This is a genomic window from Sinomonas sp. ASV322, from assembly GCF_030908245.1.
Taxonomy (GTDB): domain Bacteria; phylum Actinomycetota; class Actinomycetes; order Actinomycetales; family Micrococcaceae; genus Sinomonas.
Map to the genome: position 1 here is coordinate 169,565 of NZ_JAVFJJ010000001.1, position 25,761 is coordinate 195,325.

The window sequence follows — 25,761 nt, forward strand, 5'->3', positions numbered from 1 at the left end:
GGTGGGGCGGCTCCCCGGGGGGGGTGGGGGGGGGGCGGGGGGGGGCCCCCCCCCCCCCCCCCCCCTCTCGGGTCTTCGGGGACCGCAGATCGGTACGTGCTCGTCAGGACGCGGCCGCGTCGGCGACGCCCTCGAGATAGCGCACGAGGGTGCGGACGATCGCTCCCGTGCCGAGCTTCGGGGTGTAGCCGTAGGCCGAAGCTGTGTTGTACGAGGGGCCGGCGATGTCGATGTGTGCCCACGGGATCGGCGAGCCGTCTGCCCGGTCGCCCACGAACTCGCGCAGGAAGATGCCCGCCGTGAGCATGCCGCCCGGCCGGTCGCCGACGTTCGCGATGTCCGCGACCGACGAGTCGAGTCCGGCTCTCAGCTCGTCGGGAAGCGGCATGGCCCACGCGGCCTCGCCTTCGTCGTCGGCCGCCGCCTTGAGCGCGCCCGTCACCTCGGTGTCCCCCATGAGCCCCGCCGTCCGCATTCCCAGCGCGATGATGGCTGCGCCTGTGAGTGTTGCGACGTCGATGATGGCGTCGGGGCCTTCTTCGCTTGCGGCGGCGAGCCCGTCTGCCATGACGAGGCGGCCTTCGGCGTCCGTGTTGAGCACCTCGACGCTCGTGCCGCCGCGCGTCACGATGACGTCGGACGGTCGCTGCGCGCTGCCCGAGGGCATGTTCTCCGCGATGCACAGCCACGCGGTGACCTTGGCCTTGACCCCGAGGCGAGCCGCGGCGACGACCGCGGCGAGGGCCGATGCGGCGCCGGCCATGTCGCTCTTCATCTCGTCCATCTTTGCCGCAGGCTTGATGGAGATGCCGCCCGAGTCGAACGTGATCCCCTTGCCGACGAGATGGATGGACGGAGCCTTGGACGCCTGCGACGGCACGTATTCCATCTTGACGAGTCGAGGCGGGCGCGCGCTGCCCTGGCCCACGGCGAGGATGCCGCCGAAGCCGTCCTTCTCGAGCCGCTTCTCATCCCACACGGTGATCTTGACGGGCAGGCCCTTGGCGAGGTCCTTCGCCGCGTCCGCGAAGGACGCGGGGAAGAGCTGGCTCGGCGGCATGTTCACGAGGCTTCGCGTCGTGTTGACCGCATGGCCGACGACGACGGCCCGCGCGAGCGCAGCGTCGGCAGCAGCGCTGCCTGCCGCAGGGGAGAGGACGACGACGCGCGCGACGTTGGGCTTCGCGGCGGCGGACGAGCGCTTCCGGTGCTCGGTGTAGGAATACGCGCCGAGCGCCGCGCCTTCGGCGACGGCTGCGAGATCGTCGGCCGTCGGGGCCGGGAGCGCGAGGGCAACCGTCTTGAGGCCGGCGAGCTGCCTCACGGCGGAGCCGGACGTGCTGCGGAGCTGATCGCGGGAGGGGGCATCGCCGTCGAGCTTTCCGACCCCCGCGAGGGCGATGACCTGGGTGTTCAGCTCGGGAACACCGGGAAGCCGCACGAGTGAATCGGCCGCGCCGGTGGCGCCGAGCATGGCGAGCGTGGCCTGGATTGCCTCGGCATTCTTGGCGCTCAGGGGGCTGTCGAGGAGGACGGGGCCCTCCGGCCCCTGGGCGACTCCGATGACTACCGCGTCGCTGGGGTGCTTGCGCAGATCCCGGGCGACGGCGCTCAGTGATGCTTCGGCGTTGGTGAACACGGTGTGGGGCCTCGATTCTTCGCGTGCGGGCAGAATGCCTGCGGGCCCGTCAGGCGTCGTGCGTCCCCTTCCGTGCCCGGACTTCCGATCGTAGTCGGTGGTGGAATGATGGAACGCCGTGCGCCGTTGTCCTTGAGGAGACCGTCGCTGCGGCACGCCCTGTCGGTTCTCGTAACAGCTGCCGCCAAGCCGTCGCCGAGAGGAGCGAACGCCACATGAACGACCCCCTGGGTGGGCCACGCCAGGATCCTGCCGGCCTGTACGCTGCGGCGCAGGAGCTCTTGGATGATCCGGAGCTCAAGGGGCTTCCGATGCTCATGGGCTTCACGGGGTTCGCCGACGCGGGCCACGCGGTCGAGCAGATCACGACCGAGCTCCTCCGCTCCGGATCCCCGCGGACTCTCGCCGAGTTCGACGTCGACCAGCTCGTCGACTACCGCGCGCGGCGTCCGCGCATCACGTTCGTCGAAGACCACCTCGAGGACTATGCGCCGCCTCGGCTCGCCCTCCACGTGCTCGACGACGGGCTCGGCCAGCCGTATCTCCTCCTCGCCGGCCCCGAGCCCGACTTCCAATGGGAGCGGTTCGCGCGCGCCGTCGTCGGCCTCGTCGAGGAACTCGACGTGCGGCTGGTGGTGTGGACCCACTCGATACCCATGCCCGTCCCGCACACGCGGCCCCTAGGCGTCACGGTGCACGGGAATAGGCCCGAGCTCATCGAGGGCATCTCGCGATGGAAGCCGGTCGTGAGCGTGCCAGCCGCGATTGGCCATCTTCTCGAGCTCCGGCTCGTCGAAGCCGGCCGAGGCGTCGCGGGGTTCGTCGTCCACACACCCCACTACCTGGCCGAGGCGGAGTACCCCGCAACGGCTGTGGCGGGCCTCGAGCACCTGGGGGCGGCGGCGTCGCTCATGCTCCCCACCGACCGTCTGCGGGAAGCCAACCGGGAGATCGAGCGCCAGATCGCCGAGCAGGTTGCCTCCTCGGACGAGGTCCGCGAGCTCGTCGAGGGGCTTGAAGCGCGATTCGACGAGCGCAGCGAGGACGTCCCGCGCCGCTCGCTGCTCGCGGCCATGAGCGGAGAGCTTCCGGACGCCGAGGTGCTTGGCGCCGCGGTCGAGGCGTACCTTGCGACCCAGGACGGAGGGCGCGAAGAGCCCGGCTTCCGAGATGAGACGCACGACGACGCCGCCGACGACGGCGGGACTGCGGAAGGAGCTGCGCCCGCCGACTAGGATCGGTGGGGTGAACAGCTGGCGCGCGTGGACAGTGTGGGGGATCGGGGTCTTCGCGTACCTCGTGGCAGTCGTTCAGAGGACCTCGTTCGGCGTGGTCGGGCTCGAAGCTTCGGACCGGTTCCACGTCGGCGGTGCCGTCCTCTCGGCGTTCACGGTGCTCCAGCTCGTCGTGTATGCCTCGCTCCAAATCCCGGTCGGCATGCTCGTGGACAGGTTCGGCTCCCGCGTCATGGTCTCGACTGGCGCCGTCTTCATGGCGCTCGGCCAGCTCCAGATTTCGGTGGCCGAGTCGGTCGTGACAGGCATCATCGGGCGCATGCTGGTCGGCATGGGGGACGCGATGACGTTCGTCTCGGTCCTGCGCCTCGTCCCACTCTGGTTCAATGCCAAGCGGGCGCCGCTTCTCACTCAGCTCACGGGGATGCTCGGCATGCTCGGCCAACTCGTGAGCGTCATCCCGTTTCTCGCGCTCCTGCACGCGCGCGGCTGGAGCACGGGCTTCCTTTCGCTTGCCGCCCTGTCCGTCCTCGTCGTCGTCCTCGTCCTCGCGGCGTTGCGCGATGCCCCGCAGGGAAGCGCACGGACCGCCGAGGGGACGCCTGAGGGGACCAAGGCGGTGTTGGCGGCGGCCTGGCGGCAGCCGGGAACGCGGCTCGGCTTGTGGAGTCACTTCACCGTGCAGTTCAGCGGGACCGTGTTCGCGCTTGCCTGGGGCTTTCCGTTCATGGTCGCCGGCCAGGGCTACGACTCCGGGACCGCGGCCGCGCTCATGTCCTTCTTCGTCGTCGTGGCGCTCCTGGCTGGCCCGCCCATGGGCCGTTTCGTGTCCCGCCACCCTCTGCGCCGCTCGACCCTCGTCCTGCTCATCACGGGGCTCACGGCCCTCGTATGGGCGGTCGTGCTGCTGTATCCCGGGCGGGCGCCGCTATGGCTCATGGTCATCCTCGTCGCGGTGCTCGCTGTCGGCGGCCCGTCGTCGATGATCGGTTTCGACTTCGCGCGGACGTTCAATCCCTCGCACCGCCTCGGCACGGCGACCGGCATCGTCAATTCGGGCGGCTTTGTTGCGGCCCTCGCGACCATGTTCCTCGTGGGGTACCTGCTGGACCTCCAGCATGCGCTCGGCATGTCCCCAGCAGGCCTGTATTCGCTTGATGCGTTCCGGGTCGCGCTCGCGGTCCAGCTCGTCGTCATGGGCTTCGGCTCGGCGATGATCTTCGGTGTGAGACGCAAGGTGCGACGCCAGCTCGCCGCAAGCGGCGTACACGTCGCTCCTCTCAAGGTGGCCTTGGGCGTCGCGCTCGCCGACGCGCGGGCGAGGCGTCTCGCCCGCCGCTGAGGACCCTTCGACCGCGCCGTGCCCCTCCGCGGGATCGGGCCGTATGTCCTCCCCAGAAATTGCCTCCCGCGTGTCGTCCACATAGGGCTCATCGCGCAGGGCCGGCGCCGTGCCGCGCCGGAAGACTAGCGGCATGGACAAGGCGATTCACGACGACGCAGACGGCACCGGACCCCTCGACGCGCCCGGACCGGCACCGGGTGCCCTCTCGATCCGAGAGCCGGAAGATCTCCTGGGATTCATTCCCCACACGATCGGGGAGTGGCCGCGCGAGAGCCTCGTGGCGGTATCCGTCGGAGCCGGGTCGATCGGCGTGACGGTTCGGGTGGACCTCCCGCCACCGGGTCGGGACGGAGACCTCGGCGCCTATGCGGCAGCGGTCCGGGACTACCTCCTGACCGATGTTCTCGCGGAGGGCGCCGTTCTCGCGGTCTACACGGCAGAGCCCTGGGTGGTCGTGGGGTCGCCGCCGCAGGGCAGCCTCGTCGGAGCGCTTCGGGAAGCTCTTGCGGAGGCAGGGCTCCCTCTTCTCGACGCGTGGATCGTGGGCGAACGCTTCTGGCGGAGCCTCCTGTGCGAACGCAGCTCGTGCTGCCCCTGGCCGGGGAAGCCGCTCGACGCCATCACCTCGAGCCAGCTCGGAACGGAACTCGTCTACCGCGGCAGCACGTATGAATCGTGGGAGCCGTCCGGTGGTTCGGCCGAGGGGGAACCACCTCGCCACGCCGATCCTGCCGCACCTGCGCGCTCGGGGGCGCCGCCGGGGCCCGTGCCCTCGGACGCCGCCGCTGAGGCGCTCCTCGAGCGGCTTCGCGGCGCTGAGGATGCGTGGTGGGAGCCTCCCGTCTTTGCCGCGGCTCTTGCGGCCTGGGACGATACGCTCAGCAGCGACCGCGCCCCTGAGGCTCGCCGCGTGGCGCTCCTGGCGGCAACACTGGCCCGCCCAGCCGTCCGCGATGCCGCGATGGTGTCGGCATCCATCGGAGCCTCTGCGGCGTGGCGCGGGTCCCCCGCAATCGGGATGGTCCACAGCGCGGACGGGCCGATTCCTGAGCTCCCGGGCGGGCTGAGCGCGCGGGACGTCGAGCGCTTGATCTTGGCGTGGACCGAAGGCGAAGGCGACTGGCCCGAAGGCGCCGTGCTCGAGTTCGGGGCCGTGTTGCTCGGCGCCACGCGCGCTGCACCCGATTGGAGGCGGATCGCGCGCCTCGAACGCCAGGCACGGCGCCTTACCGAGTTCGAGGACCCAGAGGTTCGTGCTCCCGCCCTGTCCCTTCTCGGCTGGATCTGCTGGGCGCGCGGCCGCGGATCGAAGGCGGCCGGATATCTCAGGCGTGCCCTGACCGTCCAGCCCGGATATCGTTTCGCGGAGCTTTTCGCGGGAATGATCGATGGTGGAGAGCTCGCGGGCTGGGCGAAGCGCCCCGAGACAGCGTGGCGGCGGCTTGAGGATGTCGCATAGCCGCGATTGCGTGGTGAATGCCGTGGAGACGGGAAGGGCGTGCGACAATGGACGACAGACCCGGTCGGGTCCGAGCACCGGAAGCCAGATTGTCCCTCGCGAATATTCCGTCGGCGGGAACGAATCAGGCTGCTGGAGGGTTGTTATTTGAGACCCTTCGGTCCGGATCGCGCATGGCGCGTCGCACGGACTTGACAGGGTCATAGTGGTGTTGCCCTCATGGTGACGCCGGACAGCAGCAGGAAGGTGATCGTGACGCCCCCCACGGAGAAGGAAACGGCTCAGAAGGCCACGGCTGAGACCGAGGCGCTCAAGGCTGCATCCACCAAGCGCGCGACGGCGGGCCCGCGCTCCAAGGCCTTGGCGGCAACCAAGGCCAAGGCACCGGCGCGGAAGACCGCGAGTGTGAAGGATGGGGACGCGAAAGACGCCCCGACGGACGGCGCGGCCGCACCCGCAGAGGCGGAAGAGCTCGAGGCCGCGGATCTCGATGCAGTGACTCCCGGCGACGAAGAGCTCGCTGCCGAGACCGACGCCGAGGAAGCCGACGAGGAGAAGGAGACGCGCGGTTCGGCCGCGATGGTCATCTCCGACGCCGACGAGGACGATGCCCCGGTCCAGCAGGTCACGTCTGCAGGTGCGACGGCGGACCCGGTCAAGGACTACCTCAAGCAGATCGGCAAGGTCGCGCTGCTCAACGCGGAACAGGAGGTCGATCTCGCGCTGCGGATCGAGGCCGGCCTGTTCGCGAAGCACAAGCTCGATGAAGATGGCGGGACGTACGACGCCCAGTATCGGCACGATCTCGAACGGATCGTGCACGACGGCGAGCGGGCAAAGAACCACCTGCTCGAGGCCAACCTGCGCCTCGTCGTCTCGCTTGCGAAGCGCTACACGGGGCGCGGCATGCTCTTCCTGGATCTCATCCAGGAAGGGAACCTCGGCCTCATCCGCGCAGTCGAGAAGTTCGACTACACCAAGGGCTTCAAGTTCTCGACCTACGCGACGTGGTGGATCCGCCAGGCGATTACGCGCGCCATGGCGGACCAGGCTCGCACCATTCGCATCCCTGTCCACATGGTCGAGGTCATCAACAAGCTCGCCCGCGTTCAGCGCCAGATGCTCCAGGACCTGGGCCGCGAACCCACCCCGGAAGAACTCGCCAAGGAACTCGACATGACCCCCGAAAAGGTCGTCGAGGTGCAGAAGTACGGCCGCGAGCCGATCTCGCTGCACACCCCGCTCGGCGAGGATGGCGACTCCGAGTTCGGCGACCTCATCGAGGACTCCGAGGCAGTCGTCCCGGCCGACGCCGTGAGCTTCACGCTCCTCCAGGAGCAGCTGCACTCCGTCCTCGACACGCTCTCCGAGCGCGAGGCCGGCGTCGTCGCGATGCGTTTCGGATTGACCGACGGCCAGCCGAAGACGTTAGACGAGATTGGCAAGGTCTATGGGGTGACGCGTGAGCGGATCCGCCAGATCGAGTCCAAGACGATGTCGAAACTTCGGCACCCGTCGCGCTCCCAGGTGCTGCGCGACTACCTCGACTAGGCACCGCCCGGCCAGGCGCTGCCTGGTGGGCACCCCACGGCGAAGCGCCGGGGCCACCGCGGTTTCAACCGCGGGGTCCCGGCGCTTCGCTGTTGATGCGTTCAGAGTGCGGGTCGTTGCCCCGTCATCCAAGCCTCACCGGCCTAGGCACCACTGACTCAGGAGTCATTGGCCGAAGCCGAACGGCGGCGTCAAGCCCGTGTAGTCGCCCACAACCTTCGCGTCATAGGGCGCGAAGAGTCCGACCGTCGTCGTGCTGGGGCTGTACCCGGACACGTTGAGCAGCCCTTCCTGGCGGACGATCATGCCGGCCGGGTTGACCTCGATGACCCGGTTGTTGAACTGATCGCTGATGAGCGTGTTGCCGGTCGCGAGGCGGACCGCCCGCGTGGGCAGAGGGGCCCGGTTGCTGCCCTTCTGGAGGTCGGTCGTGTAGCTGAAGACGACCTCGCCTGCCATGGTCACCTCGATGACCCGGTTGTTGTTGGAATCCGTGATGAGCGTGTTCCCGCTGGGAAGCCGGCTTGCGAACGCCGCCCCGCTCAGGAGCTCGCGGCGCGGGTCCTCGGGGTACTGCCACACGATGTCGTGCTGGCGGTTGACCTCGATGACCCGGTTGTTGTTCTCGTCGGAGATGAGGATGTTCCCGTTGGCGAGCAGTTCAGCGCTGTTGGGGTTGTTGAGCTGATCGAATCCGATCCCCGTGACGCCCGTCATGCCGTACTGCCACACGATCTCCTTGGACTGCGTGACTTCGATGATCCGCTCGTTGGACTGGTCGGTGATGAGGACGTCCGTATTGGGCAGCCACGTCGATTGGACCGGCGTATTGAGCTGGTTCGGGCCCGAGCCGGTCACCCCGAACTGCCCGTACTGCCAGACGATCTGCCCGGACCGGTTGACGAGGATCACCCTGTTGTCAGGGCAGCCCTGCGGGCACTCGGGCACCGTGCTGGGTGGTGTCCCGGTGCCGGCCATCAGAGTGAAGGACCCGACTCGCTGGGCGTCGTTGGTGCCGATGATCGAGCGGGCCGAGAAATCGTTGGGGCCAAGGCCGAACTGCCACACGATCTGGTGGGCAGCGTTGACCTCGATGACGCGATTGTTGAATTGGTCGGCGATCAGGAGGTCGCCGGGTTGGTTGAACGTGGTGGAATCGGCTGAGGATCCTGCCGAGGCGAGGGCTTGGGCGACGGCGGGAGCGGCCGTGCCCATCGCGACGACGAGGACCGAGAGGCTCGCCGCGGAGAGCCAACGGCGGAGCCGGCCAGTGCGGGCCGGTGCATTGAACATCGGGTTGTCCTTTCCAGGGGCACGACCGCACCGCCGGAAGGAGAGAGCGGCGGCAAACGGGCCTGGGTCCCTATAGACGATTCTCCCGGCCCGATGGTTCACGTCCTACGCCCGGCGAAGCCCAGAGAACGCGGATAGGCCCGGACACCATCGGTGTCCGGGCCTATCCGGCGGCTGTTCGGGCTACGAACGGCGAGGCGTGACGCGCGAGGCGACGGACGCCGTCGTCCGGCAGGTCAGTCCTCCGGAAGGGCGGCCTTCTCGCTCAGGCGGTCCGTCTCGTCGTGCCACTCGGATGCGAGAGGGCGCAAGGTCGTCTCCACGGCGCGCGCGTGGTGCCCACAGAACATGAGCTCTCCGCCGGACGCCTCGAGGACCACAAGCACGTAGGCCTGGGCTCCGCAGCGGTCGCAGCGGTCGACTGCGGTCAGGGTGCGATCCGCAAGGGCTGAAGTCATCTTGGCCTCCTTCACTTCACCGGGCAGTTCCGCGGTTCATCTCATCTAACACCCCACTGCCAGTTGTCCCATCCCACGAAACGGCTACTTTCGCTCGCGGCGTATCAAGCTTCTGTAACGAGGAGGACCTGATTCGGGGCCGTGGGTCCCGATTCGGTCTCCGCCAGAGTGGCAGAACCGCTGAAACGCGGGTTGCGATTACCCTGTGGAATAGCGCGTGTCCCGACCGCCCACCCACATGCCTTGATGAAGGAGCCCCTCGAGCGTGACCCCGAGCTCTGAATACACCGCCCGACACCTGTCGGTCCTCGAAGGTCTTGAGGCCGTGCGCAAGCGACCGGGCATGTACATCGGTTCAACGGATTCCCGCGGGCTCATGCACTGCCTGTGGGAGATCATCGACAACTCCGTCGACGAGGCCCTCGCGGGCTTCGGGCATGACATCAAGGTCATCCTGCACCCGGACGGATCCGTCGAGGTCCACGACGACGGTCGCGGCATCCCCGTCGACGTCGAGCCCAAGACGGGCCTCACGGGCGTCGAGGTCGTGTTCACGAAGCTCCACGCGGGCGGGAAGTTCGGCGGCGGCTCGTACACGGCCTCGGGCGGCCTCCACGGCGTCGGCGCGTCCGTCGTCAACGCACTCTCGGCGCGCCTCGACGTCCAAGTGGACCGCGGCGGCAAGACCTACCAGATGTCGTTCCGTCGCGGAGAGCCCGGCCGCTTCGCGGACACCGGGTCACGTCTCAATCCAGAAGCCCCGTTCGAGCCGTTCGTCGAGGATTCGGTGCTCGACGTCGTCGCGAAGGCCAAGCGGGGCGTGACCGGCACGCGCATCCGCTACTGGGCGGATCGCCAGATCTTCACCTCCGACGCACGGTTCTCCTACGACGATCTCGTGGGGCGCGCGCGCCAGACGTCGTTCCTCGTGCCTGGCCTCAAGATCACGGTGCGCGACGAGCGGCGGCTGGCTGGGACGCCGGGGGAATCGGGCCCGCACGAGGAAGTCTTCCATCACGACGGCGGGATCTCGGAGTTCGTGGACTTCCTCGCGATCGACGCCCCGGTCACCGACACGTGGCGGTTCCACGGCTCGGGGACGTTCAAGGAGACGGTGCCGGTGCTCGACGACCAGGGGCACAGCCGGATCGCCGAGGTCGAGCGCGACTGCGACGTCGACCTCGCCGTCCGCTGGGGGGTCGGCTACGACACGGCGGTCCGGACCTTCGTCAACATCATCGCGACGCCCAAGGGCGGAACCCATCAGGCCGGATTCGAGGCTTCGCTCCTCAAGGTGTTCCGCAAGGCGGTGGAGACCAATGCGCGCAAGCTCAAGGCCGGAAGCGACAAGATCGAAAAGGACGACGTTCTCGCGGGCATGACGGCCGTGCTCACGGTCCGCCTCGCCGAGCCCCAGTTCGAGGGCCAGACGAAGGAGATCCTGGGAACCCCGGCGGTCCGGCAGATCGTCTCGCGCGTCATCGAGAAGGAACTCGCGGCGAAGCTCAACTCGACTGCACGGGCGGACCGGAACCAGAGTTCCGTTCTGCTCGAGAAGGTGGTCAACGAGATGAAGTCGCGCGTGACAGCGCGGCTCCACAAGGAGACCCAGCGCCGCAAGACGGCGCTCGAGACCTCGACCCTCCCGGCGAAGCTCATCGACTGCCGGACCGACGACGTCACGCGGTCCGAGCTGTTCATCGTCGAGGGCGATTCGGCCCTCGGGACAGCACGCCATGCGCGCTCGTCCGAATTCCAGGCGCTTCTGCCCATCCGGGGCAAGATCCTCAACGTCCAGAAGGCCTCGGTCGGCGACATGCTCTCCAACGCCGAATGCGCGGCCCTCATCCAGGTGGTCGGGGCGGGCTCCGGCCGCAGCTTCGACATCGACGCGGCGCGGTACGGTCGCGTGATTCTCATGACGGATGCCGACGTCGACGGCGCCCACATCCGCACCCTCCTGCTGACGCTGTTCTTCCGCTACATGCGGCCCATGATCGAGGCGGGGCGCGTCTACGCGGCCGTCCCGCCGCTCCACCGCGTCGAGGTCGTCAACCCGGGCAGCAAGGCCAATGAGCTCGTCTACACGTACTCGGACGCCCAGCTCCACGCGCTCCTCAAGCGCCTCGCGTCCGAGGGCCGGAAGCACAAGGAGCCACCGCAGCGCTACAAGGGCCTTGGCGAGATGGACGCGGACCAGCTCGCCGAGACGACCATGGACCCGCGCCATCGGAGCCTGCGGCGCGTGACGATCGAGAGCGCGCAGCGCGCGGAGGAGGTCTTCGAGCTGCTCATGGGGTCCGATGTGGCCCCGCGCAAGGACTTCATCGTCTCGGGCAGCGCGAACCTCGACCGGGACCGGATCGACGCGTAGGGCCGGGGCCGTGCCTAGCTCGTGAGCCCCGGGACGAGAAGAAGCACTGTGGGGACGGCGAGAAGAAGCGCAGAAGCCGCGAGCACGGCCGTCCTCGCGGCCCCGCCGAGCGGCGGCCGCGGGCTCAGGAGACGGCCGACCCTCGACGCGAGGGACGCTTCGCCTTCGTCCGGCATCCCGCTCTCGGAGCGGGCGTCGGCCACAGTCGTTGTGACGGCGGCGGCCCCGCCTTCCGATGCCCCTTCGCTGCGGCCGAGCGCGACGAGTGCGATGGCGCGGACGAGGACACCGTCGGGCGTAGTCCGGCGTGCGACGTCGTCCGCGAGCATCTCGACGAGCGAGGACACAGCCTGCCGGGAGAGGCGAGAGGTCGGGAGCCACGGAAGTGCCTGGCGCCACGCCTCGAACGCCCAGAGGAGCAGGTGGTGGCGTTGCGTCAGGTGGGCCCGTTCGTGGTCGACGACGGCGGCGAGCTCATCCGGCGTGAGGACCTCCATGAGCCCGTCGGAGAGGACCGTGACGGACCGCGAGCCCCCGGGAAGACAGTATGCGACCGGAGCCGGATGGCTGATGACGAGCGTGCGTTCCATGGCTCCCGACGGCGAGCTGAGCACTTCGAGGAGCTCTCGGTGCCGCCGGCGCTGGGTCGTGATGCGCGCATACGTGAGCCCGAGCGTGAACACGAGGTGTGTTCCGAGCAGCGCCGCAGCGCACAGGGCGAAGAAGTGCCAGAAGGGCAGTTCCGCCGACGAGCGATTGCCCAAGATGATCTCGGCGGCTCGCCGCACCGCGTGGATGAGGTTGTCCCCGAGCGGTTCGAGGCCGTAGACGAGCATCGCGCCGATCATCGAGAGCCCGCCCGCGAGCGCGATCGACTGCCACAGGACCATCGCCGTAAAAGGTGACCGCGATGTCCAACGCGCGCGGGAGAGGGCCACTGGCACCGGCCATGCGAGCAGGACTGCCAGCAGTGCGAGGAGGTACGCGGTCAGGAGCACGGCCGGTCCGGAAGGACTGAGCTCGGGTCAGCCGCGCGACAGAAGCCTGCGCAGAGTCGCGGCCTCGGCCTCGCTCACGCTGCCGATGAAGCGGGCGAGGACGGCCTCGCGGTCGGGCGCCGTGCCGAGGGCTTCGTGCATGAGCCGGGCCGTGTGGTCTTCGCGCGTCGAGACGGCGCGGTAGCGATGCGGACGCGTTCCGCGCTCGCGCTCCACGAGGCCCTTCTTCTCGAGCCGGGAGAGGACGGTCAGGACCGTCGTGACCGCGAGATCCTTCGCCTCGTGATCCTGCCCCTCGCTCTGGGCCAGGCGGTCCCGCAGCTCATTTGCGGTGGAGGCCTCCGATGTGGACCACAGCTGGTCCATCACTGAACGCTCGAGCTCCCCGAGGCTTGCCATCGTTCTGTCCTCCCCTGATGATCGTCCCGGGTCCGGGTGCCAGCCGACAGGATGGATCCGAAACCCTGACCCTCATTCTACGTGAGGTAGAAGAAGGGCGCAGCACAAGCCTAGCGTGTTCGCTGTCGGCGGCACGCGTGGCGCGACAGTGCCGGTGCGCCGGCGCGGAAGTGCTGTGGGGGTGCGGGGCCCGACCGAAGTGTTCTACACTCTGTAGAAGAATCATTTCTACGGAACGTAGAAGATTCTCGAGCCGTCGACAGGAGCGCAGATGGACGCCTTGGAAATCGCCCGCTGGCAGTTCGGCATCACGACTGTCTACCACTTCATGATGGTTCCGCTGACCATCGGACTCGGCCTCGTCGTCGCCGTCATGCAGACGGCCTGGAAACGCACCGGCAAGGCCGAATACCTCAGGATGACCAAGTTCTGGGGCAAGCTCTTCCTCATCAACTTCATCATGGGCGTCGCGACGGGCATCGTGCAGGAGTTCCAGTTCGGCATGGCGTGGAGCGAGTACAGCCGCTTCGTCGGTGATGTCTTCGGGGCGCCGCTCGCCATGGAGGCGCTCCTCGCGTTCTTCGTCGAGTCGACGTTCCTCGGGCTCTGGATCTTCGGATGGAAGCTCCTGCGCCCGGGCCTCCACCTCGCCGCCCTGTGGTGTGCCGTCATCGGCTCGGCCGTCTCGGCGTATTTCATCATCGTCGCGAACAGCTGGATGCAGCATCCGGTGGGCGTGACCGTCGTCAACGGCCGGCCGGTCATGACCGACCCCTGGGCCGTCTTCACGAACAACACGGCACTTGTCGCCGTGCCCCACACGCTCCTCGGCGCCCTCGGCGTCGCGGGAGCGTTCCTCCTCGGCATCTCGTGGTACCACCTGTGGCAGCGCCGGCGCGACGGCATCGACACGGCGGGCGCCGACGGGCGCGTGATCCCCGGGGAGGACCTCGAGCTCCCGGGCCGCGACCGGACCGACCACCGCGTGTGGCTGCGCAGCCTGCGCATCGGTGCCGTCGTCGCCATGATCTCCTTTGCCGGCACGGCGATCACGGGTGACATTCAAGGCAAGCTCATGTTCGAGCAGCAGCCCATGAAGATGGCCGCGGCCGAGGCCGCGTGCCACGACGGGACGAGCTTCTCCGTCCTGTCCGTTGGCGACGTCGGCTCGAAGGACTGCTCGAACGTGGCCGCGGTCATCGAGATCCCGGGCCTCCTCTCCTTCCTCGCAAAGGGCGACTTCTCGACCGACGTCAAGGGCGTCAACAGCCTCCAGAGCCAGTACAGGCACGCCTACGGCACGAACCTTCCGAACAATCCCATCTACGGCGACCGGGCCGGCCAGCCGATCCAGTACGTACCCGTCATGGAGGTCACCTATTGGGGCTTCCGGATGATGATCGGCTTCGGCGGGCTCGCAGCCCTTGCTGCCGCCGTCGCGCTCTATCTCACGCGCAAGGGCACGGTGCCGCAGTCGCGGTGGCTCATGCGGCTCGCCGTCGTCGGCATCCTCGCGCCTTTCGGCGCGAACGCTGCGGGCTGGATCTTCACCGAGATGGGCCGCCAGCCGTTCGTCGTCGCGCCGAATCCCGCCATGGCCGGGAGCGTGGATCAGGTGTTCATGTTCACCGCGGCCGCCGTCTCGCCGGGCGTGAGCGCAGGAGAGATTCTCACCTCTCTCATCGTCCTCACACTCATCTACGCGGCCCTCATGGTCGTCGAGGTCCGGCTTCTGTGGCGCTACACGCGCGGCGGCGTCGCCTCCGCGATGCCCGAGCTCACGGCCCCGCACAGTGGCAAAGGGGACGGGCCGGGAGACGGCAAGCAGTCCGACGACGTCCTGGCCTTCGCCTACTAGGAGCGCACCATGTCTTCAGAAGTTCTGCCCACCGTCTGGTTCTCCGCGGTCGCCGTCCTCTGGATCGGCTACCTCTTCCTCGAAGGCTTCGACCTCGGGGTCGGTATGCTCATGAAGCTCTTCGCCCGCAGCGATGCCGAGCGGCGCGTGCTGCTCAACACGATCGGCCCCGTGTGGGACGGCAACGAGGTGTGGCTCCTCACCGCGGGCGGCGCCACCTTCGCAGCGTTCCCGCGCTGGTACGCGTCGCTGTTCTCTGGCCTGTACCTGCCGCTCACCCTGGCCCTCGTCGCGCTCATCTTCCGCGCTGTCGCGTTCGAATACCGCGGCAAGATCGTCTCGGAGCGGTGGACGCGCGCATGGGACTGGGCCATAGCGCTCGGCTCGGGAGTTGCGGCGTTCTGCGTCGGGGCCATGCTCGCCCTCACGACGACCGGCCTCCCCCTCAACGCGAACGGCGACCGGGTGGGAGGGCCGTTCGCGTGGCTCAACGGGTACGCCGTGCTCGGCGGCGTGGCCGTCGTCGCCTTTGCGCTCGTCCACGCGCTCGCCTTCCTCGCGCTCAAGACCGACGGTGAGATCCGTTCGAGGGCCCACCGCTCGTTCCGCCGTTGGATGCCCCTCGGGCTCCTTCCGCTCGTCGCGTGGGTCGCCGTCGTCCAGCTCGCCGACGGCAAGTGGTGGAGCTGGGTCCTCACGGGCCTCGCGGCCGTCGCGGCATTGGCATCGTGGATGCTCGCGAACAGGGGATCGGAAGGCCGCGCGTTTCTGCTCCTCGCGGGCTTCCTCGCGACCGGCGCGGCAGCGATCTTCAGCGCCGTGTTTCCCGTCGTGCTTCCCTCGACCCTCGACGCGGCGCACAGCCTCACGGTCACGAACGCGTCGTCGTCCGCGACGACGCTCGGGCTCATGACGGTCGTCGCGCTCATCGGCCTCCCGCTCGTCCTCGCGTATCAGAGCTGGACCTACTGGGTGTTCCGCAAGCGGATCACGGTGGGCAGCATCCCGAGCGCACACAACGTCGTGCCCGCGTTTGTCGCCCGGATCGTGACGGGCCGCAGCCCCGCGGATGGCTCGCCCGCGGCAGGAGCCTGAGCCCATGCGCCCCAGCGTCCCGCCCGGCCGCACGACCAAGGCCGCGCTCGCCGTCCTCGGCGTCCTCGCGGTCGCCAAGGCCGCTGGCCTCGTGCTCGTCGCGCAGGGCCTCGCGACCGGCCTCTCCGACGCGTTCGCCGGCGCGCCCGACGGGCCGGGCGCGTGGCGCGGGGCGGCGCTCATGGCGGCTGCCGGCGTCGTCGTGCGCGCGGTGGCGGAGTGGGGCTCGCTCCAGGCGGGGCGCTGGGCCGCAGTGGGCGTGCGCGAAGAGCTCCGAGCACGGCTCGTGGGCGGGGCCCTCGAGCACGGCGGCCGCGCCGCGCCGGACGGGCCGGCGGGGGCAGAGGACGACGGCGCTGCCCGCGTCGCGTCGTCGGCTGCCGCGACCGCCGTGCTTGCCGTGCGCGGCCTCGACGCCCTCGACGCGTACTACACGGCGTACCTCCCGGCCCTTGTGCAATGCGCCGCGATTCCGCTGCTCGTCGGCGCGCGCGTCCTGGGAGCCGACTGGGTGAGTGCGCTCATCATCGCGCTCACTCTGCCGCTCGTCCCCGTCTTCATGATCCTCATCGGCAAGCACACCGAGAATCGCGTCGCGGCGGCGCAGCACGCCCTCGCCCGCCTCGGCACACACCTCGTCGAGCTCGCCCAGGGGCTCCCCGTCCTCGTCGGCCTCGGAAGGGCCGGCGAGCAGCGCAGGGCGCTCCGTTCCATCTCGGAGGAGTTCTCGGCCCGAACGATGGCGACGCTGAGGGTCGCGTTCATGTCCTCACTCGCGCTCGAACTTCTCTCGACCATCTCGGTCGCGGTCGTCGCGGTCTTCATCGGGGTTCGGCTCGTCAACGGCGAGCTCCCGCTTGAGACCGGCATCCTGGCCCTCGTCCTCGCCCCCGAGTGCTTCCAGCCAGTGCGCGACCTTGGAACCGCGCACCATGCGAGCCAGGACGGAATCGAGGCCCTTCGGCGGGCCGAGGACGCGATCGCCCGTCCGCACGGCACCCCGCTCGCGCGAGCCGCCGGCATCGCGTCTGATCAACCTGGCCTTTCGGCGCCGACCGCCCTGCGCGCCGAAGGCCTCCGCGTCCGGTATGACGGCCGCGACGACGCGGTGCTCGACGGCATCTCCTTCACGGCCCCCGCGGGGGAGATCACGCTGCTCGCGGGGCCGAGCGGGGCCGGCAAGACGACGCTCCTGCACGTCGTCGCCGGACTCGTCTGTGACGGCGCCGCGGCGAGCGTCCGCGGCGCGCTCGCGGGGGCAGAGCCCGAGCGCATCGCCTACGTTCCGCAGCATCCGCAGTTCACCGAGCCGAGCGTCGGCGCCGAGCTCGCCCTCGCCGCAGAGGGGATCCCCGGGGATCAGGCTGAAGCCGCCGTCGCCCACGTGCTCGATGCCGTCCTGTGCACGGGACTCGCCTCGGCCGCCCCCGCGGAGCTGAGCCCCGGGCAGCAGCGGCGCATCGCCGTCGCCCGCGGCCTCCTCCGCGTCCGCGCGGGCGCGACCCTCGTGCTCCTCGACGAGCCCACCGCCCATCTCGACGCGCGATCGGCCAGCGCCGTCGAGGCCGCTATCGCGGCTCTCCGCGGAAGCGCGACCGTGCTGCTCATCGCCCACGATCCCGCGACGGCGGCGCTCGCCACCACTCGCGTCGAGCTCGCGGCCGCGCCACGCGAGGTCGCGGAGCCCGCGACTCCACCCGTCGCGGGCCGCTTCGAGGTGGACTCGTTCGCGCCGGATGAGAGTGCCGCGCGCGCGGGGTCAATACCGTGCGACGACGGGGCGGCGGCGCCCGGAGCGACCCTCCGCGCGCTGTGGAGCCTCACCCGCCCTGACCTGGCCCGGTATCTCCTCGCCGCCTTCGCAGGGCTCGGGTCCGCGTCGGCGGCCGCGGCGCTCGCGGGCCTCTCCGGCTGGCTCATTGTGCGCGCCGCCGAACATCCGCCGATCCTGTACCTTCTCGCGGCGATCGTCGGCGTGCGGTTCTTCGGGATCGCGCGCGCGGTGCTCCGCTACGCCGAGCGGCTCGCGACCCACGCCGCCGTCTTCGCGACCCTCACGGCACTGCGCGACAGGCTCTGGCGCTCGCTCGCGTCCCGTGGCCTGAGCGCGCGTCGGCTCCTCGTCCCGGGCGCCGCGCTGGAAAGCCTTATCGGGGACGCCGAGTCCGTCCGGGACGAGCTTCCGCGCGTCGTCCAGCCCGTCGCGACAGCTGTCCTCGTTGGCGTGGCTTCGCTTGTCGCGATTGGCTGGCTCCTGCCGGGGCAGGTTCCCCCGCTGGCGTGCGCCGAACTGGCGGCACTCGTGGTTGCACCGATCGCAACCCTCTGGGCGGACCGCCGTGCCGCACGCGACATCCAGGCCGGGCGAGCGCGCCTGCTCGAAAGGATCGGGCAGGTGCTCTCGGCGGCCAACGACATCAAGGCCAACGGGCTCGCGCCGCGAGTCCTCGCGTCCATCACGGCGGACGATCGCCGACTGGCCGCATTCGAGCGCCGCGGAATCGCCGCGGAGGGGCTCGGCAAGTCCCTCGTCGTCTTGGCCATGGGGTTCGCCGCCGTCGCAACGCTCGCGCCGGGCAGCGCGCCCGCGCCGGTCCTGGCCGCCGTCGTCATGCTGCAGCTCGCGCTCGCCGAGCCGTTCGCGGCGGCGAGCACCGCGGCCCAGCGGGTTCCCGCACTCCGTTCAGCCCTGCGTGGCCTAGTGCAGGCCTCGCGCGAGGGCGACGCGCGGGCCGTGCAGCCTTCCGCGGGGCCGCACCCCGAAATGCCCCGGCCCTCTGAGGGGTTGGCGATCGAGGGCTTGGCGGCGGGATGGCCAGGGGGCCATGACGTCTTCGGTGGCCTCGACGCCGTCGTTGACCCGGGGGAGTGGCTCATCGTGGCAGGACCATCGGGAAGCGGCAAGACCACGCTTCTCGCGGTGCTCCTCGGCTTCCTTGCGCCGCGCGCCGGGGCCGTCCGCGTCGGCGGCCGCGTCGCATGGTGCCCCCAGGAGTCCCATCTGTTCGACTCGACCTTCCGTGGGAACCTTGCCGTCGCGCGTGCCCGTGAGGATGCACCGGACGACGACGAGCTGTGGGCCGTGCTCGACCGCGTCGGCCTCGGCGACCATGTCCGCGGGCTTCCCGGCGGGCTCGACGCGCGGATCGGAAGCCGCGGCTCCCAGCTCTCGGGAGGCCAGCGCCAGCGGCTCGCCGTCGCACGCACGCTCGTCGCGGGCGCCGCCGTCGTCCTCCTCGACGAGCCGACGGCGCACTTGGATCCCGAAGCTGCCCACGAGCTCGTCTCCGCCCTGCACACGGCCCTCGCCGACCGCGCCGTCATCATGGTCACCCACCGCGCGGCGGAGCTTCGGGACGGGGATCTGCTCGTCCGGCTGGACGCCCTCGGCGATGGCGTCCGGCGGTTCGCGCTCGCGAGCTGACGCTCCCTCGGGCCGAACCCGTGCCGAGGCGGAACGAAATCGACGCCTCCAAGCGAACATGTCAAATTATTCTGGCATCTGAAATGCCTTTGACATGACAGGAATTGCAATTTAGTTTACAGAATTGTGAAAACGCGTCTGGGAATTCTCGTGACCGTCGTAAGCCTCATTTCGTTCGTGCTCATCGCGGCCAGCGGCGCCGCCGCAGACGCGCATCCCACCGCCGTCGCCCACCGGGCCCCGAGCTGCGGGCCCCATGTTTCTGTGCTCACGCCGACGTCCCCAGACGGGGCGATGGCCGCCTCCGACGCGGGCATGCCGAAGGGCGCCGCGCTCTTCGCGAAGGCGGCGGCCCACCATGCGACGTGGCGCTCCGCGCTCCAGTGCACGGCCATGAGGTCGCGGCACGAACGGGCGGCTGCGCCCTCCGCGACCAAATATTCGCTCAACTGGTCCGGATATATCGCCGCCGCGACCGCACCGACCTACGCGCAGGCCGAATGGGGCGTGCCGGCCGTGACCTCGACGGGGAGCGGGCCCGCCTACTCGTCCATCTGGCCCGGGATCGGCGGGGCCGGCGGAACGTCCGGAACGCTCATCCAAGCGGGAACGGAACAGGACGTGACAGGAGGCAGCCAGTCGACGTTCTTCTGGATCGAGGTCGTTCCGAACGACCCGTACGAGCTCAGGATCTCGAACCTCGTCCCCGCCGTGGGCGACGACGTTGCGGCCGCCGTGTCATGGAACAACGGGACGGCCTACTTCACGCTGTGCGACTACACGCAGCAGTCGTGCGTCACGGCGCAGCAGACCGGCGTCGCGGCGCCCGGGAACAGCGCCGAATGGGTCGTCGAGCGGCCCACTCTGGGCAGCGGCGCAGTCGCGGACCTCGCAGGCTTCGGCACCGTCTCCCTCAGCAATGCGTATTACGGCGCGGGAGGGACGTACTACGCGGCCTCGGCGGGCGGCGAAGCGACGGTCATGCTCAATTCATCAGGGAATGCCCTCGCGTATCCCGGCGCGTTCACGCCCGCAGGGGCAGGATTCACTGACTACTGGCTTTCCTACAACTAGCCCCGGACGTCGTGCAGATGATGCTCGACGTCGTGGAGGAAGTACTGGGCGAGGGTCACGACCGTGAACTCCGAGCCGTTGCTCCGCAGCCCTCGGCGCCCGTAGGACTCCTCGGGCACCGCGGCGAACGCGTCGCGCGCGGACGCGCCCCGTTCCGCCAGCTCAGCCCGCACCGCTTCCGGGTCCGAGTCCGCGTAGGCCTTCTCGAGCGCCGTCGCGTCCTGATCCCAGTTCGCGAACCTCGCGCCGTCCTCGGCGAGCATGAGCTCGAGCCGGTGCCGGAAGAGTTCGAAGACGTCCCGCACGTGGCAGCCGTATTCGAGTGGCGACCAGGTCTGCTCGTCGGGGCGCTTGCGGACCTCCGCATGGCGGAGCGCCGCGTCCCAGCGAGGCAGGGTGGAGTCCACCCGCCGGGCGACGTCACGGGGTGTGAGGCCGGTCGCCTCGAAGCCGCATTCGGGGCACCGCTCGGTGAGGACCCAAGTCCAGTCCTTGGTGTCAGGGGTGATCGCCATGCCCGCAGTCTACTGGCCGGCTGCGGTGCGCTTCTCCGGCGCGATGACCTTGATGACAGCGGAATCGTCATGCGCAGCGAGGCCCTGCGCCTGCCCGAGGAGGTAGAGCTGCTCGGCCGCTGCCGCGACCGGCGACGCGAGACCCGCGGCCCGGGCCGCCTTGCCCACGATCCCCATGTCCTTCACGAAGATGTCGAGGCGACTCAGGACCTCCGCGCCGGCGCCGGCGTAGGCCTCGAGCATGCGGGGGCCGCGATTCGCGAGCATGAATGATCCCGCGGCCCCCGCGTTGAGCGCTTCGAGCGTCGTCGCCTGGTCGAGGCCGAGGGCATCCGCGAGGGCGAGGGCCTCGGCTGCGGCCGCGATGTGCACCCCGCACAGGAGCTGGTTGACCGTCTTGAGCGCCTGGCCGTCGCCGGGCCGATTCCCTACGACCGTGAGCGTCGACGCGAGGAGTTCGAGCACGGGTCGTGCCTTCTCGAGGTCCTCGGGCGCCGCTCCGACGACGATGAGCAGATCGCCCTCGCCGGCGCGGACGGGGCCGCCCGAGAGCGGCGCGTCGACGAGGCCGACGCCGAGCGCGGCCAGGCCCTCAGCCGCCGCCCGCACGGCCTCGATGCCGACAGTGCTCGTGAGGATGACGACGGAGCCTCGCCTGAGCGAGCTCGCGACGCCCTCCGCGCCGAACAGGACATCATCGAGCTGCTCGCCGGTGCGGACGGCGAGGACCAGGGCGTCGGCCCCTTCCGCGGCGGCACGACCCGACGTAAAAGTCGCGACGCCCGCCTCGGCCGCGAGGTCGAGGCGCGCTTGGGCGATGTCGAAGCCGTGCACCGTGAGCTGGCTTGCAAGGCGTGCGGCCATGGGCAGGCCCATGGCCCCTAGCCCGAGGACTGCGACGACGGACGTTCGGGCGGACGCGATGAAATTCTCGGACATGGTGTCTCCTGGGGGCGGGCGGGGATCAGAACGTGCGGCTGAGCGTGCGGGTCACGTCCGCGAGCGATTCGTCGTCGCCCACGTTGCCCGCGAACACGACGTAGGGGATTCCACGCGCAGGGCCGTCGACAGGCTCCCAGAGCGAGACGATTCCCGGGAGCATGGGTCCCCGGACGATCGCGCGGCGGATCTCGAGCCCGTGTGCAGCGACATCCGAGGACGTGATGCCGCCCTTGGCGATGACGAAGCGCGGCGGCGTCGTCGTGAGCACGCGGTTGACGAGGCGTACGACGGCGGCGCTCACCGTGCGAGCGATCCGCAGGCTCTCGGCCGGGTCGTCCGAGCGCACGAGTGTGCGGCTCGTGTGGACGATGACGTCGCCCGCAGCGAGGGCCTCAATGACGACCGCGACGCGTGCGTCGAGGTAGGCCTCGGCCCGCGGCGGGTCGAGGAGGTGCTCGACGTCGAGCTCGACGATGCGGGATGACGAATGCTGTTCCGTGAGCCGCGCGAGCTGGCGGGTCGTCTGTCCGACATGCGAGCCGACGACGATGAGCCCGCCCGCGGCAGCGCCCCCGAGGGCGCGGTCTTGGCCGTGGAAGATCTCGTCCGCGGTGAGGGGCTTTCGTTCTTCCTGGCCGATCCGGCCTCGCACAAACGGTGGACCCACGCGGTAGAGGAGCTTCTTCCCGCGGCCTTCGGCGGCCTCGAGCCCGAGGGCCAGGGCGCGGAAGTCGGACTCGGCCACGATGTCCGCGACGATGGGCGTCGACGATTCGGCGGGCGCGATCGCGTCGGCGATGGCCTCGGCGCCCGCGCGGATCGTGCCGAGGTCGAGGACGATGACGTCGGAGGAGGCGAGCCGCCCGGCCGACTTCTCCTCGACGTACGCGGGAAGGTACGACGTGGAGAAGCCGAAGCTCGCGTCCCGGGCGAACTCGGTCTCGCTCACGCGGGTCAGCGCGGCAGCGCCGTCTGGGCCGCTCGTCCGCATGTAGTGCTCCCCGCCGATCGTGACGCGTCCCGCGTCGGGGAATGCGGGGACGATGACGATCCCGTCGACGGCGCCGCGGCCGCCGTCGGCCGTACCGTGCTCGGCGAGGGCCTCCGAGATCACGTCGGTCTCGAGCGGGAAGTGGCCCCGGAGCGTCGAGTCGCTGCGGCTCACGAAGGCGATCTCGGTGCCGCTCTCGGCCGCAGCCTCGAGGGCGGCGCCCACCACTTCGCGGTTTCGGCGCGCGGCCTCGTCCGGGTCGAGACTGCGGGTGTTGGTGAGGACATAGACGGCGGACGCGCGCGACCCCGAGAGCTCGACGCCGAATGCCCACCGGAAGTCGTCGACCTCCCAGCTCGTGAGCACGGGCAGATCCGCGACGGACTGGGTTCCGGTCGGATCGTCGTCGAGCACGACGAGGACGCGGCCCGAGCGGGCGACGGCGGAGGCGACTGCCGCGGCGGGTATCAGCGATTCGGCGGGATACGGGGCAAGCGCATCGGCTTCGAGGAGCAAAGTGACACTTCCTTGTGCTGGGCGTTCGGCCACAGACATCATTTGTAAGATGTCTGACATCTACCTCAAGGGTGGCACATCCTCGATCGGACCGCAAACGGTCCGAAACCGATCAGCCGAAGCTCGGGCCGACCTCTTCGACGCCCTGCGAGAGCGGGACGCCCGAGCCGTCGCGCCGACCATGCTCGCTGGGGAGCGAGCGCGCGACGCCCGCCGTCGAGGAGGCCTTCGCGGGCCCGTGGCCCGCCCAGGCCACGAGGAGAACATCCTCGCCCTTGAGATAGCGGTGCGAGCGCACGCCGCCCGTCGCGCGCCCCTTTGCGGGGTACTCGGCGAACGGCGTCACCTTCGCTGTTCCCGGCGCGGTACCCGGGAGCGCGCCGCGGCTCCCCGCGATCGTGACGACGACGGCGGCCTCGTCGCCCGGCGCCACGACGCCGAAGTACAGCACCTTGTCCCCCTCCGCGAGCTTGATGCCGGCCATGCCGCCAGCGACCCGGCCCTGGGGCCGCACGCTTGACGCGGGATAGTGGAGGAGCTGGGCCTGCTCCGTGATGAAGGCGAGCGAATCGTCGTCGGCCGCCGGCGCGGCACCGATGACACGGTCGCCTGCCTTGAGCGTGATCCCCTCCCAGTCCTCGCGGTTGAGCGGGTATTCGGGCGTGACACGCTTGACGATGCCCTGCTCCGTCCCGAGCGCAAGCACCGTGTCGAGCGGGACGAGCGCGACCAGCGCCTCGCCCTTCTCGAGCGTCACGAAGTCCTTCGCGGGCACGCCGCCCGCAAGGTTCGGGAGTCCCGCGGCCGGGGCGAGGACCGGGAGGTCGACGGCCTGAAGCCGCACCATGCGCCCTGCCGACGTCACGGCACCCAGCTCGCCGCGCGCCGTCGTCCGCACGACTGAGCGGAAGACGTCGTGCTTGACGCGCGGGCCGCCCTCGGCGAGCGGCTCGGCGGTCGCGGTGCGGGCCATGACCCCCGACGCCGAAAGGACCGCCCAGCATGGTTCGTCGGCGATCTCGAGCGCGAGGGCGGGCGCCTTGCCCGGGGCCTTCTTGGCGTCGCCGTCGCCCGAAGCGGCGAGCGCGGACGCCGGCCGTGCCTCGGACTCGAGCAGCACCGTGCGGCGCGGCGTGCCGTACTTCGCCGCGACGTCGCCGAGCTCCCCCGACACGAGCTCGCGCAGGAGCAGGTCCGAGCCGAGGATCGCCTCGAGCGCCTCGATCTCGCGGCGCAGCTCGTCCTGCTCCTTCTCGAGCTCGATGCGCGAGTACTTCGTGAGCTGGCGGAGGCGCAGCTCGAGGATGTAGTTGGCCTGGATCTCGGAGAGGTCGTACACGGCCATGAGCCGTTCGCGCGCGACGGCGGCCTCGTCCGAGGTCCGGATGATCTGGATCACCTCGTCGATGTCCATGATCGCCACGAGGAGGCCCTCGACCAGGTGGAGGCGGTCCTTGCGCTTGCCCAGCCGGAACGCTGTGCGCCGGCGCACGACCATGAGACGGTGGCCCGCGTAGACGCGCAGGAGCCCGAGGAGGCCGAGCGTCTGGGGCTGCCCGTCGACGAGCGCCACGTTGTTGATGCCGAACGAGTCCTCGAGGGGCGTGTAGCGGTAGAGCTGCTCGAGGACGGCGTGCGGATTGAACCCGTTCTTGAGCTCGATCACGAGGCGCAGCCCGTGGTTGCGGTCCGTGAGGTCGACGACGTCGCTGATGCCCTGGAGCTTTTTCGAGTTGACCGCGTCCTTGATCTTCTCGATGACCTTCTCGGGCCCGATCGTGTACGGGAGCTCGGTCACGACGAGTCCCGTGCGGCGCGCCGAGAGCTGTTCGATCGCGACGGTCGCGCGCGTGCGGAACGAGCCGCGTCCCGTGCGGTACGCGTCCCGGATGCCCTCGAGGCCCACGATGCGCCCGCCCGAGGGAAGGTCCGGTCCCGGCACGAGCTGCATGACGTCGTCGAGGGTCGCGTCGGCGTTCGCGATCACAAGCTGCGCGGCCGCGACGACCTCGACGAGATTGTGGGGCGCCATGTTAGTGGCCATGCCGACGGCGATGCCCGTCGCTCCGTTGACAAGCAGGCTCGGGAACGCGGCCGGGAGGACCTCGGGCTGCATGAGCTGGCCGTCGTAATTCGGGACGAAGTCGACGACATCCTCGTCGAGATCATCCGTGAGCGCGAGCGCGGCGGCGGCCATGCGGGCCTCGGTGTAGCGGGGCGCGGCGGGACCGTCGTCGAGCGAGCCGAAGTTCCCGTGCCCGTCGATGAGGGGCAGGCGCAGCGAGAAGTCCTGCGCCATACGCACCATCGCGTCGTAGATCGCGGCGTCGCCGTGCGGGTGGAGCTTGCCCATGACCTCGCCGACGACGCGGGCGCTCTTGACGTGCGCGCGGTCGGGCCGCAGGCCCATGTCGCTCATCATGTAGAGGATGCGCCGCTGCACGGGCTTGAGCCCGTCGCGCGCGTCCGGAAGGGCGCGCGAATAGATCACGGAATACGCGTATTCGAGGAACGACGTCTCCATCTCGGACGCGACATCGATGTCCGTGATGTTCTCGGCCGGGGCGTCGCCCAGGGGCAGCATTTCGGAGGACT

18 protein-coding genes are annotated in these 25,761 nt (G+C 69.8%); 9 read left to right on the top strand and 9 right to left on the bottom strand.

Going from position 1 to position 25,761, the window contains the following annotated elements; genetic code table 11:
* Positions 1 to 103 precede the first annotated feature (103 nt).
* Positions 104 to 1,639, bottom strand: a complete 1,536-nt coding sequence (locus RBS12_RS00775) for a leucyl aminopeptidase (RefSeq protein ID WP_307964147.1) — start codon at positions 1,637 to 1,639, stop codon at positions 104 to 106.
* A gap of 215 nt (positions 1,640 to 1,854) precedes the next feature.
* Here RBS12_RS00775 and RBS12_RS00780 point away from each other — a divergent pair, with 215 nt between their 5' ends.
* The 4 genes from RBS12_RS00780 to RBS12_RS00795 all read left to right on the top strand — a co-directional run bounded on the left by RBS12_RS00780 (position 1,855) and on the right by RBS12_RS00795 (position 7,229).
* Entirely contained in the window at positions 1,855 to 2,874 is a 1,020-nt protein-coding gene (locus RBS12_RS00780) for a PAC2 family protein (RefSeq protein WP_307964148.1), read from the top strand.
* A 10-nt stretch (positions 2,875 to 2,884) separates the two neighbouring features.
* Positions 2,885 to 4,216, top strand: a complete 1,332-nt coding sequence (locus RBS12_RS00785; protein WP_307964149.1) for an MFS transporter — start codon at positions 2,885 to 2,887, stop codon at positions 4,214 to 4,216.
* A 133-nt stretch (positions 4,217 to 4,349) separates the two neighbouring features.
* Entirely contained in the window at positions 4,350 to 5,678 is a 1,329-nt protein-coding gene (locus RBS12_RS00790) for a DUF4192 domain-containing protein (RefSeq protein ID WP_307964150.1), read from the top strand.
* Between the two features lie 222 nt (positions 5,679 to 5,900).
* Positions 5,901 to 7,229: an RNA polymerase sigma factor gene (locus RBS12_RS00795; protein WP_373886460.1), complete on the top strand. Its 1,329-nt coding sequence runs from the start codon at positions 5,901 to 5,903 to the stop codon at positions 7,227 to 7,229.
* A 165-nt stretch (positions 7,230 to 7,394) separates the two neighbouring features.
* On the opposite strand, the gene RBS12_RS00800 is transcribed toward RBS12_RS00795, so the two are convergent.
* Together RBS12_RS00800 and RBS12_RS00805 are read right to left on the bottom strand one after the other, a co-directional pair.
* Positions 7,395 to 8,522 carry a hypothetical protein gene (locus tag RBS12_RS00800; RefSeq protein WP_307964152.1) on the bottom strand — a complete coding sequence of 376 codons (1,128 nt, stop codon included), beginning with the start codon at positions 8,520 to 8,522 and terminating at the stop codon, positions 7,395 to 7,397.
* A gap of 236 nt (positions 8,523 to 8,758) precedes the next feature.
* Positions 8,759 to 8,980: a hypothetical protein gene (locus RBS12_RS00805; protein ID WP_307964153.1), complete on the bottom strand. Its 222-nt coding sequence runs from the start codon at positions 8,978 to 8,980 to the stop codon at positions 8,759 to 8,761.
* 265 nt (positions 8,981 to 9,245) lie between these two features.
* Between RBS12_RS00805 and RBS12_RS00810 the strand changes: the two genes are divergently transcribed.
* Positions 9,246 to 11,354, top strand: coding sequence for a DNA topoisomerase IV subunit B (locus RBS12_RS00810; protein WP_307964154.1), 2,109 nt, complete (start codon positions 9,246 to 9,248; stop codon positions 11,352 to 11,354).
* A 14-nt stretch (positions 11,355 to 11,368) separates the two neighbouring features.
* On the opposite strand, the gene RBS12_RS00815 is transcribed toward RBS12_RS00810, so the two are convergent.
* Positions 11,369 to 12,352, bottom strand: a complete 984-nt coding sequence (locus RBS12_RS00815) for a M56 family metallopeptidase (protein WP_307964155.1) — start codon at positions 12,350 to 12,352, stop codon at positions 11,369 to 11,371.
* 27 nt (positions 12,353 to 12,379) lie between these two features.
* Positions 12,380 to 12,751 carry a BlaI/MecI/CopY family transcriptional regulator gene (locus RBS12_RS00820; RefSeq protein ID WP_307964156.1) on the bottom strand — a complete coding sequence of 124 codons (372 nt, stop codon included), beginning with the start codon at positions 12,749 to 12,751 and terminating at the stop codon, positions 12,380 to 12,382.
* 271 nt (positions 12,752 to 13,022) lie between these two features.
* Here RBS12_RS00820 and RBS12_RS00825 point away from each other — a divergent pair, with 271 nt between their 5' ends.
* The 4 genes from RBS12_RS00825 (at position 13,023) to RBS12_RS00840 (ending at position 20,202) form a co-directional block, all read left to right on the top strand.
* Positions 13,023 to 14,609, top strand: a complete 1,587-nt coding sequence (locus RBS12_RS00825) for a cytochrome ubiquinol oxidase subunit I (protein WP_307964157.1) — start codon at positions 13,023 to 13,025, stop codon at positions 14,607 to 14,609.
* A 9-nt stretch (positions 14,610 to 14,618) separates the two neighbouring features.
* Entirely contained in the window at positions 14,619 to 15,704 is a 1,086-nt protein-coding gene (gene cydB, locus RBS12_RS00830; protein ID WP_307964158.1) for a cytochrome d ubiquinol oxidase subunit II, read from the top strand.
* Between the two features lie 4 nt (positions 15,705 to 15,708).
* Positions 15,709 to 19,128 (top strand): thiol reductant ABC exporter subunit CydD, encoded by a 3,420-nt coding sequence (gene cydD, locus RBS12_RS00835; protein WP_307964159.1) that lies wholly within the window; start codon positions 15,709 to 15,711, stop codon positions 19,126 to 19,128.
* Between the two features lie 150 nt (positions 19,129 to 19,278).
* Positions 19,279 to 20,202: a G1 family glutamic endopeptidase gene (locus RBS12_RS00840; RefSeq protein WP_307964160.1), complete on the top strand. Its 924-nt coding sequence runs from the start codon at positions 19,279 to 19,281 to the stop codon at positions 20,200 to 20,202.
* On the opposite strand, the gene RBS12_RS00845 is transcribed toward RBS12_RS00840, so the two are convergent.
* The 4 genes from RBS12_RS00845 to RBS12_RS00860 all read right to left on the bottom strand — a co-directional run bounded on the left by RBS12_RS00845 (position 20,199) and on the right by RBS12_RS00860 (position 25,750).
* Positions 20,199 to 20,717, bottom strand: coding sequence for a DinB family protein (locus RBS12_RS00845; RefSeq protein ID WP_307964161.1), 519 nt, complete (start codon positions 20,715 to 20,717; stop codon positions 20,199 to 20,201). The genes RBS12_RS00840 and RBS12_RS00845 overlap by 4 nt on opposite strands.
* A 9-nt stretch (positions 20,718 to 20,726) precedes the next feature.
* Entirely contained in the window at positions 20,727 to 21,656 is a 930-nt protein-coding gene (locus tag RBS12_RS00850; RefSeq protein WP_307964162.1) for an NAD(P)-dependent oxidoreductase, read from the bottom strand.
* A gap of 25 nt (positions 21,657 to 21,681) precedes the next feature.
* Complete coding sequence (locus RBS12_RS00855) at positions 21,682 to 23,166, bottom strand: four-carbon acid sugar kinase family protein (protein WP_307964163.1); 1,485 nt, start codon at positions 23,164 to 23,166, stop codon at positions 21,682 to 21,684.
* A 112-nt stretch (positions 23,167 to 23,278) separates the two neighbouring features.
* Positions 23,279 to 25,750: a DNA topoisomerase IV subunit A gene (locus tag RBS12_RS00860; protein WP_307964499.1), complete on the bottom strand. Its 2,472-nt coding sequence runs from the start codon at positions 25,748 to 25,750 to the stop codon at positions 23,279 to 23,281.
* Positions 25,751 to 25,761: the final 11 nt, after the last annotated feature.

Coding starts and splice junctions, on each gene's coding strand:
- RBS12_RS00850 (WP_307964162.1), bottom strand. CDS start 21,656: ATGTCCGAGAATTTCATCGCGTCCGCCCGAACGTCCGTCGTCGCAGTC.
- RBS12_RS00845 (WP_307964161.1), bottom strand. CDS start 20,717: ATGGCGATCACCCCTGACACCAAGGACTGGACTTGGGTCCTCACCGAG.
- RBS12_RS00805 (WP_307964153.1), bottom strand. CDS start 8,980: ATGACTTCAGCCCTTGCGGATCGCACCCTGACCGCAGTCGACCGCTGC.
- RBS12_RS00825 (WP_307964157.1), top strand. CDS start 13,023: ATGGACGCCTTGGAAATCGCCCGCTGGCAGTTCGGCATCACGACTGTC.
- RBS12_RS00800 (WP_307964152.1), bottom strand. CDS start 8,522: ATGTTCAATGCACCGGCCCGCACTGGCCGGCTCCGCCGTTGGCTCTCC.
- RBS12_RS00790 (WP_307964150.1), top strand. CDS start 4,350: ATGGACAAGGCGATTCACGACGACGCAGACGGCACCGGACCCCTCGAC.
- RBS12_RS00860 (WP_307964499.1), bottom strand. CDS start 25,750: ATGCTGCCCCTGGGCGACGCCCCGGCCGAGAACATCACGGACATCGAT.
- cydD (WP_307964159.1), top strand. CDS start 15,709: ATGCGCCCCAGCGTCCCGCCCGGCCGCACGACCAAGGCCGCGCTCGCC.
- RBS12_RS00780 (WP_307964148.1), top strand. CDS start 1,855: ATGAACGACCCCCTGGGTGGGCCACGCCAGGATCCTGCCGGCCTGTAC.
- RBS12_RS00820 (WP_307964156.1), bottom strand. CDS start 12,751: ATGGCAAGCCTCGGGGAGCTCGAGCGTTCAGTGATGGACCAGCTGTGG.
- cydB (WP_307964158.1), top strand. CDS start 14,619: ATGTCTTCAGAAGTTCTGCCCACCGTCTGGTTCTCCGCGGTCGCCGTC.